The organism is Streptomyces sp. NPDC055287, assembly GCF_053646035.1.
In genome coordinates this window covers 22,467-29,133 of sequence record NZ_JBSHNE010000051.1, presented here as the reverse complement: position 1 = coordinate 29,133, position 6,667 = coordinate 22,467, and the positions used below count along the sequence as shown (strand labels likewise).

Sequence of the window (6,667 nt, the reverse complement as noted above, 5' to 3'; positions counted from 1 at the left end):
CCTGCCGGAGGAGTTGACGAGCGCGATGGCATCCCGCTTGTACTCCTCCGAGTACCGCTTCGTGTACTTGCTTCCCACCTGGCACTACTTCCTCTAGAACCTCACGTCCCAGTCTCCAGGTGTCCAAGATCAAGGGGAAGCTTCAATCTGTACGACGACGGCTCCTTCCCGGAGCCCAGGTTTCGGTAATTACCCAAACGCCGGGCCAGGTCGTCCCACACTGCCTGGTGGCAGAAGGCCAGCAGCGACCGGCGCCGGAAGTCAGGAACGTGGATCTTCATCGCGGGCCTTGATACGACCGGCCTCACAACTGGTGGATCCAGGCGATGACCAACGCGACCCCGCAGACGGAGGCCGCGGCCGTGGCGATGAAGGGTCCGAGCCCGACGTTGCGGCCCCACATCCAGCCCGCCAGACGGGAGTGCAGGTGCCCCAACAGCCACAGGGCGCCCACCCCGGCAGCCGCGAACGGCACGCCGACGCCGAAGTGCGCCAGCCAGGCCCCACCGACGCTCGGACCGCCCCAGGAGTGGTTGTAAGGGCCGCGATCGACCAGCGGGTAGAGGACCCCGCGAAGAACGAACAGGATCTCGATGCCCACGGGGATCAGCGCCAGCAGCCCGAGCGGCACGCACAACAGGGCATGCGCCAGCAGACGCGCCGCGCCAGGTCGCCGACTCGACGTCTGCGTCGCCGGGCCCTGCTCACCGGCCCGGGCCCACCACCCACGCGCCCTGCCCGAACGCCCGACCGCAACCGCACCGACCGTCGCGACCGAGGCCGGAAGTAGCACTACCGCGTACCCGACCCGCCGCGCGAATCCCGGACGGATGACCGCTGAACCAGACCCGGCAGCCTTGCCGACGCGCTGCGAAGCCATAAAAGGCATTGTCTGGCCTCCACTCTCTGGCCGGCCCGCTGCCGACGACCAGAAGTTAGAGCCAAGGCTCCATCCACCACGTCACACCACAGTGCCAATCCGGCCCCCTACCCCCGTAGGGGGCCAAGATGTCGTCCGCGCGAAGCGATCACCCTCTCCGCCGCTGGAACAGTCGCGGTCTGGTCGCGCTCAGGTTTTCCCTGATGCTGCAGGACCTCTCGGCGCGTAGCGCTGACGAACCTTCACACCCGAAAGCCGCTCTTTTCCTGCACAGCAACGGCCTTGCCGAACACCTGCTGCCCAATTCCGTCGCCTGGACCCTCGCCTGTGCATGGAGCGGCCAGCGCCTGAACCGCCCCCTGACCAGCCCCACCCTGATCACTGGCACCGACGACTCCACAAGAACCTTTACCCGGCTTCCCGAAGCCCTCGCCACTCAGACCACCTGATACGCCACAGCGCTGCCCGCTTCCGACGCTACGAGCGTGGCCCCAGGAAGAGCGACCGTCGTGGAGCCAGGCGGTAACCCCCTGATTAACCTCCGTCTTGATGCGAATGCCGGGCAAGACGACGCGTAGGGCGAACAGCAGATTCCAGTCCGCGTGCAGCGGCAGCAGATCTCGGGTAAGGGGGTCTTCGGTCTCTGGGAGGCCGTGGCCGCAGACCTGATCCCACGGCTTGCCCGGGTCAGTGCCGCGACTGGGCATGCACATTGCGAGGCCATGCATCCATCGACTGGCCGACTGGCCGACTGGCCGTCGGGAGCCACGGTGAGCGCCACATGCCCGAGCCTGCCCCAGGGGGTGACGATGCGGCCGCCCGGCCGCACCTGCTCTACCCACGGCCACGGCACCTGGTCGACCGCGTACGTCGCGATGAGACGCTCGTACGGTCGATGGGTCGGCAAGCCTTGGGCGCCGTCACCCACTTCCACAGTCACCTCGGCACCCACCGCCTTGAGACGCTCCCGTGCGGCGGCCGCGAGGCCAGGGTCGGCCTCCACGCAGGCCACTTGGCCCGGTCCGGCACGTGCGCTCAGCAGCGCAGCGTTCCAACCGAGCCCTGTCCCGAGCTCCAGCACCCGGTGGCCTGGTTCTGCCATCAGGGAGTCGAGCATGTCCACTACGACCGACTGGCAGGAAAGACTGGACGTCGCCAGCCCATCCGTGATCTGCGTAATGGTGGAGTCGTCGGGCCCCGGGTAGACGAGCTCCCCAGCGACCGGGGTCCACGCAGCGGTCTACCGCCACGTACTCGGATCCGTCCCAGACCCACGCTCGTTGAGGAGGCGAAACGGTGACGCGGCAGTCCTCGACGGCCTTGCGGACCCACGGCGAATCAGCGGGCCGGGCACCTCGGGCATCCATGATGTGCGCCAGGCGGTGCCGGGCTGCAGTGAACTCGTCCACGACCTGCTACTTCCGGCGGGTGCCGCTGGGCGGCGGGTCGGGGGCTTTCCCATCCGAGTTCCCGGGTGGCGGCTTGCCCTGGCTTCGGGTCCGGATCCGGCTTGCGGTGTTCGCCCGCGCGACTGCCTCTCTCCTCACAGCACTTGCCGGTCCCAGGGTGATACCCGCCCACAGCGCTGATAGGAGAACCGCAGGCAATGGCCGAAACGCGTCGCCACTGGACGAACAGCGTGCGGAGCGGAACATCCCCGCGTGTGCGGGGCCGACACTTCCTGACTAGGGAGGTTTGGCGCGGAATGGAGTCTTTCAGTTAGTTGAAATGAAGAGTGAACGGCCACCGGCTTGTTCCTGTAGGGCGACATCTCCGCGACGCTCATTGAGCTGTCTGGTCCCACCCGGCACCGAACCGTGGCCCGGCAACCACAGGTGGCCGCGGACGAGACTTTGCAACAAGGGACGTTTCGCATCCCCTGGACGACGGGCACGAGGGCCCTCAGTTCCAAACCACGGCCTTAGCTCCATACTGGTCAGGCCCCCGATCACCCACAGAACGGTTCCATGCCCAAGAACAGCAGCTCTTCGACCGTCGTCCCCGACACCGCCTGGCTGGGACGTGGGCGCCACCTCGGGCCCGAGCCCGAGCAGGACGTCCGGCGCAACCTGACCGCCCTCAAGGCGGCCGGGGTGCTCGACGACTTCCTGGACCTCGACCCCGTCGAGGCGGCCCGCTCCACCGTCCTGCACCCGCGTGACGAGTCCGCCGACCCCGGCCCGTCGGCCCGTCGCCTCTTCGAGGCCCGTTGGCGCGTGGCCGACGACATCACGGTGCGTGCGCAGTTGACCATGTACGACTCCGAGGCCCGCCGCAAAGAGGACGAGGGCATCACCTGGGTCCTCGCCGCCGAGGCAGAGCTGACGTGGGACGTGCGGTGGCCCTCGCCCGCCACCATGTTCTGGCCCGACAGCGACCGGGTCGCCTGGGACCACGACACGGTGCCGGGCGTGCGCCTGCGGGCGGCGAACCACCTGCCGAAGGACGACGATGAACTGCGGCACCGGCTGCGGGACTGCTCCCGCAAGAGCTGGTTCATCCATGTCGTGGTGCACGAGGCGATGACGCCGGACGCGAGGGGGCAGCAGCCGGTCTCAACGTTCCTGCCGCCGAGCCTTCGGCACCGGGTGGTCGAGCACCGGGGCACTCCGGAGCAGGCGCAGATCGCCGACTTCGCGTTGAAGCGGGAGTTGAACGTGCGGCTGCCTCGCGGCGGCGCCGTCGTCCTGCCCACGGAGCCGCGGAGACCGGATTACGACGCGGAGCTCTTCACGGTGCGCAGTGTTTTCCTGGACGGCTCCGAACCGACGGAACTCCTGGACATCATCATGAAGTTCGCCGTGCTGCCGCAGCCGCTGCCCCACGACGCCGAGCGAGCCCTGACGCGACTGCGCCAGGGCTGGCACCTGCTGACCCCGGACGAGGAGCTGGTCCACGCCCAGGGCATGGTCGTCAAGTACGCTGAGGCGCTCGATGCCATGACGAAGTCCTGTGACCTCTACCGGGAGGCGGCCGAGGCGGCGCATGCCGCGCTGGCCGAGGCGACCGGCGGCGACGGTGTGCCCCGTCCGCCCGTACCAGGGCCGGTCAAGGCGGGCGGCTCACCGCTGAACGCCCTCACGAAGGCATTTGGCCGCTTCCGGGACCCGAACACGTAGAGCACGCCGACGTCGTTCCCCGCCCCCGCTTCAGGGCCTCCCGCGAAGCGGTCTGCCGCACAGGGAGACGACGAAGGCTTCGGTCAGCCTTCGAGACACCATTCGAGGCCGGAAGATAAAGAACAAGCTGAGCTCGTCTTTTATGGTCCGATCCGGTTTCGTTCGGTGATGCTTTCTGGTCGTTTTGCGGTCTTGCCCACGTCGTAGCGGGTGGCGAGCCGCCGGTTCTTCGATCCAAGTGGCCTTCCAGGGCCGGCAGTTGATGGTTTCGGTGCACGGGCCGGGCAGGCGAGGTGCGGGCGGAGGTTCCTGAACCCCCGGCGGACCCGGGCCGGGGTGAGGCGGCCGGGTTCGGCGGGCTCCTCCCACGGCCGTCGCAAGTCGGTGGCGGCCTGGCGGAGGAGGCGGAGCTGGGTGTGGGCGGCGATGACGATCCAGGTCCAGCGTTCGCCGGCCTCGGGATTAGCGCGACCTACGGCCCGTACCGAGCGGTGCTCCGACAGGACCGCCGCAGGGAACATTGCCTCACGCGCGAGGCGGGCCAGGTTGCCGCCCCGAGAAGGATGGCCTCGAACCAGCCGGCCGCACCGGCTTGACATTCAGGGGCGACAGACCAACTGCGCTGCGGGCATAGAGAGGGCGAGAAGGGAAGGCGATCGTGGTTGCGAGGACCGGCGTCTTCGGCGCCCTGACCAGAGAGCATCGTGATCAGCTCATGTCGCTCGCTCGTGAGGTGTCGTTCGACGTCGACGAGCGCATCTTCGACGAGGGCGGCAGGGCCGACCGCTTCTGGATCATCCGCACGGGCACCGTCGTTCTCGACGTCGCGTGCCCGGCCGCCGCGCAGCGGTCATCGAGACTCTCGGCGCCGGGGAACTCCTGGGCTGGTCCTGGCTGGTCCCTCCCCATCACTGGTACCTGGGAGCCCAGGCCACCAGCCCGGTGCGCGCCGACGAGTTCGACGCAACTGTGGTCCGTGAGCTGTGGGGAAGAACCCGGAGCTGCGGCACGAGCTGTGGGCCTATGTCGCCGAGGTGGTCGGGGGCCGGCTCAGGTCCGCCCGGGTGCGACTGCTTGACCTGTACGCGCCCTACGGCGCCGGCGACGTGCCCTGACGAGGCGGGACGAGGAAGCCTCGAATCCCAGGCCGGGGCTTCTCCGGGATACCTGGAGGGGCTTGGGCGGGCTTTCGTGTATGCCCCGTTTGCCCGTCCTGGACAAGGTGGGAAGGAGAGGGGGCTCGGGGCAACGATTCTCCGTGCGAGGGACGTGCGGCGGAGGATTCGGAGAATGCCCTGTGCCTCGTCAAGAGCAAGCTGTCCGGGGCGGACATCAAGACCGTGCCGCGGCGTTGCAGGGCGCACTGGTCGATCTGGTGGATCTCTCCCTTGTGGGGAAGCAGATCCACTGGAATGTGGTCGGGCCGCGTTTCCGTTCCATCCACCTGCAGCTCAACGAGGTCGTGGCGACCGCGCGCATGCATTCCGACATCGTGGCGCAGCGCGCCGCGTCGCTGGGTGTCTCGCCCTGCGGGCGGGCCGACACGGTGGCGGCCCAAAGCGGCGTCGGCAGTGCTCCCGGAGGCTGGGTCACTGGCATTGACGCGGTGGGCACGCTCGTGACCGCGCTGGACGCGGTGATCACGCGGATGTGGGAGCGGGTGGAGGCCACCGCCGAAGCGGATCCGGTGAGCCAGGACATCTTCATCTCGATCACGGCGGATCTTGAGAAGCACCACTGGATGTTCCAGGCGGCGAACGGCTGAGCTTGAGAGGTCGCCGTGTGCGACGACGATGGCCAGCGCCCGTGCTCGCCCTCATCAGCCATCGGTCAGGGGAGGATCTTGATCGAGCTGTGCCAGTTCAGCTCGAGGGGCTGCTGGATGGCGATGTGCAGGAATCCCATCGCTTCCAGCTCCCGAGCTCTGCGCAGGGGTCCTACGTCGAACGGGCGCATCGCGCCGGAGCGGACAAGCTCCGCGATCTTGTCCTTGGCGGCGGAGTCGTCTCCGGCGATCAGGACGTCGAGCGGGAAGTCATGGCCCTCGCCTGTCGTCAGTGGGCCGGCCAAGGTGGTGTTGAACGCTTTGACGACCTTCACGTCCGTGCCGATGATCCGCTGGATCTCCTCGGCAGCCGAGCTGTCCGGGGGCGTCACCCGCCCATCCATGGTCGAGACGTCGATGGGGTTACAGATATCGACCAAAACCTGTCCGGCCAGTGCAGCCCCGGAGGATCTCGCGACCTCCAACGCCCCTTCGTACCACAGTGCGAGCACGGTGACATCGGCCGCCTCCGCCGACGCGGCCCACTCGCTCTCGCCGTCCGGGAACCGCTGCTTGAGCTCCTCGGCCACTTCCCGGGCACGGTCGACGTCGGGGTGGACCACGCGCACTCCATGGCCGCCGGCAAGGGCACGGGTGGCGATGGCGCGGCCCATGTTGCCGGGTCCCACAATGTTGATCTTCACGGCTGCTGCCTTCCGGTCTGACGGAGCGTACGACGCCGTCGGGTCCGTCGGTCTGCCCATGGGCAGTGCCGGCCCGGAGCGAAGTGCAGGGTCAGGCAGGACGCCGAAGGGCGCAGATGCATCCCTATCCCGAGGGCCGACGGCAGTGCGGCCAGGACGGCCGGTGTCACCCGGATGCCGGACACGAGGCGGGATGCTC

General features: G+C 68.3%; 5 protein-coding genes and 3 pseudogenes. 4 read left to right on the top strand and 4 right to left on the bottom strand.

The genetic code is table 11. The features are described from left to right. Positions 1-304: 304 nt before the first annotated feature. Entirely contained in the window at positions 305-631 is a 327-nt protein-coding gene (locus ACWIHY_RS36235; RefSeq protein ID WP_454380698.1) for a hypothetical protein, read from the bottom strand. 452 nt (positions 632-1,083) lie between these two features. Between ACWIHY_RS36235 and ACWIHY_RS36230 the strand changes: the two genes are divergently transcribed. Next, entirely contained in the window at positions 1,084-1,329 is a 246-nt protein-coding gene (locus ACWIHY_RS36230; RefSeq protein WP_454380697.1) for a hypothetical protein, read from the top strand. Here ACWIHY_RS36230 and ACWIHY_RS36225 read toward each other — a convergent pair. Beyond that, a complete protein-coding gene (locus tag ACWIHY_RS36225) occupies positions 1,317-1,982 on the bottom strand; it encodes a protein-L-isoaspartate O-methyltransferase family protein (RefSeq protein ID WP_454380699.1) in 666 nt (221 codons plus the stop codon). The two genes, ACWIHY_RS36230 and ACWIHY_RS36225, sit on opposite strands and share 13 nt — an antisense overlap. A gap of 865 nt (positions 1,983-2,847) precedes the next feature. On the opposite strand from ACWIHY_RS36225, the gene ACWIHY_RS36220 reads away from it, so the two are divergent. Beyond that, complete coding sequence (locus tag ACWIHY_RS36220; RefSeq protein WP_454380696.1) at positions 2,848-3,999, top strand: hypothetical protein; 1,152 nt, start codon at positions 2,848-2,850, stop codon at positions 3,997-3,999. A gap of 140 nt (positions 4,000-4,139) precedes the next feature. Here ACWIHY_RS36220 and ACWIHY_RS36215 read toward each other — a convergent pair. Continuing rightward, positions 4,140-4,460: pseudogene (locus ACWIHY_RS36215) on the bottom strand (NF041680 family putative transposase); the annotation flags it as partial. Between the two features lie 254 nt (positions 4,461-4,714). On the opposite strand from ACWIHY_RS36215, the pseudogene ACWIHY_RS36210 reads away from it, so the two are divergent. Together ACWIHY_RS36210 and ACWIHY_RS36205 are read left to right on the top strand one after the other, a co-directional pair. Continuing rightward, positions 4,715-5,114: pseudogene (locus ACWIHY_RS36210) on the top strand (Crp/Fnr family transcriptional regulator). 180 nt (positions 5,115-5,294) lie between these two features. Continuing rightward, positions 5,295-5,764 (top strand): annotated as a pseudogene (locus ACWIHY_RS36205) (Dps family protein). A gap of 65 nt (positions 5,765-5,829) precedes the next feature. Here ACWIHY_RS36205 and ACWIHY_RS36200 read toward each other — a convergent pair. Continuing rightward, positions 5,830-6,468 carry an NADPH-dependent F420 reductase gene (locus tag ACWIHY_RS36200; RefSeq protein ID WP_454380695.1) on the bottom strand — a complete coding sequence of 213 codons (639 nt, stop codon included), beginning with the start codon at positions 6,466-6,468 and terminating at the stop codon, positions 5,830-5,832. Between the last annotated feature and the right edge of the window lie 199 nt (positions 6,469-6,667).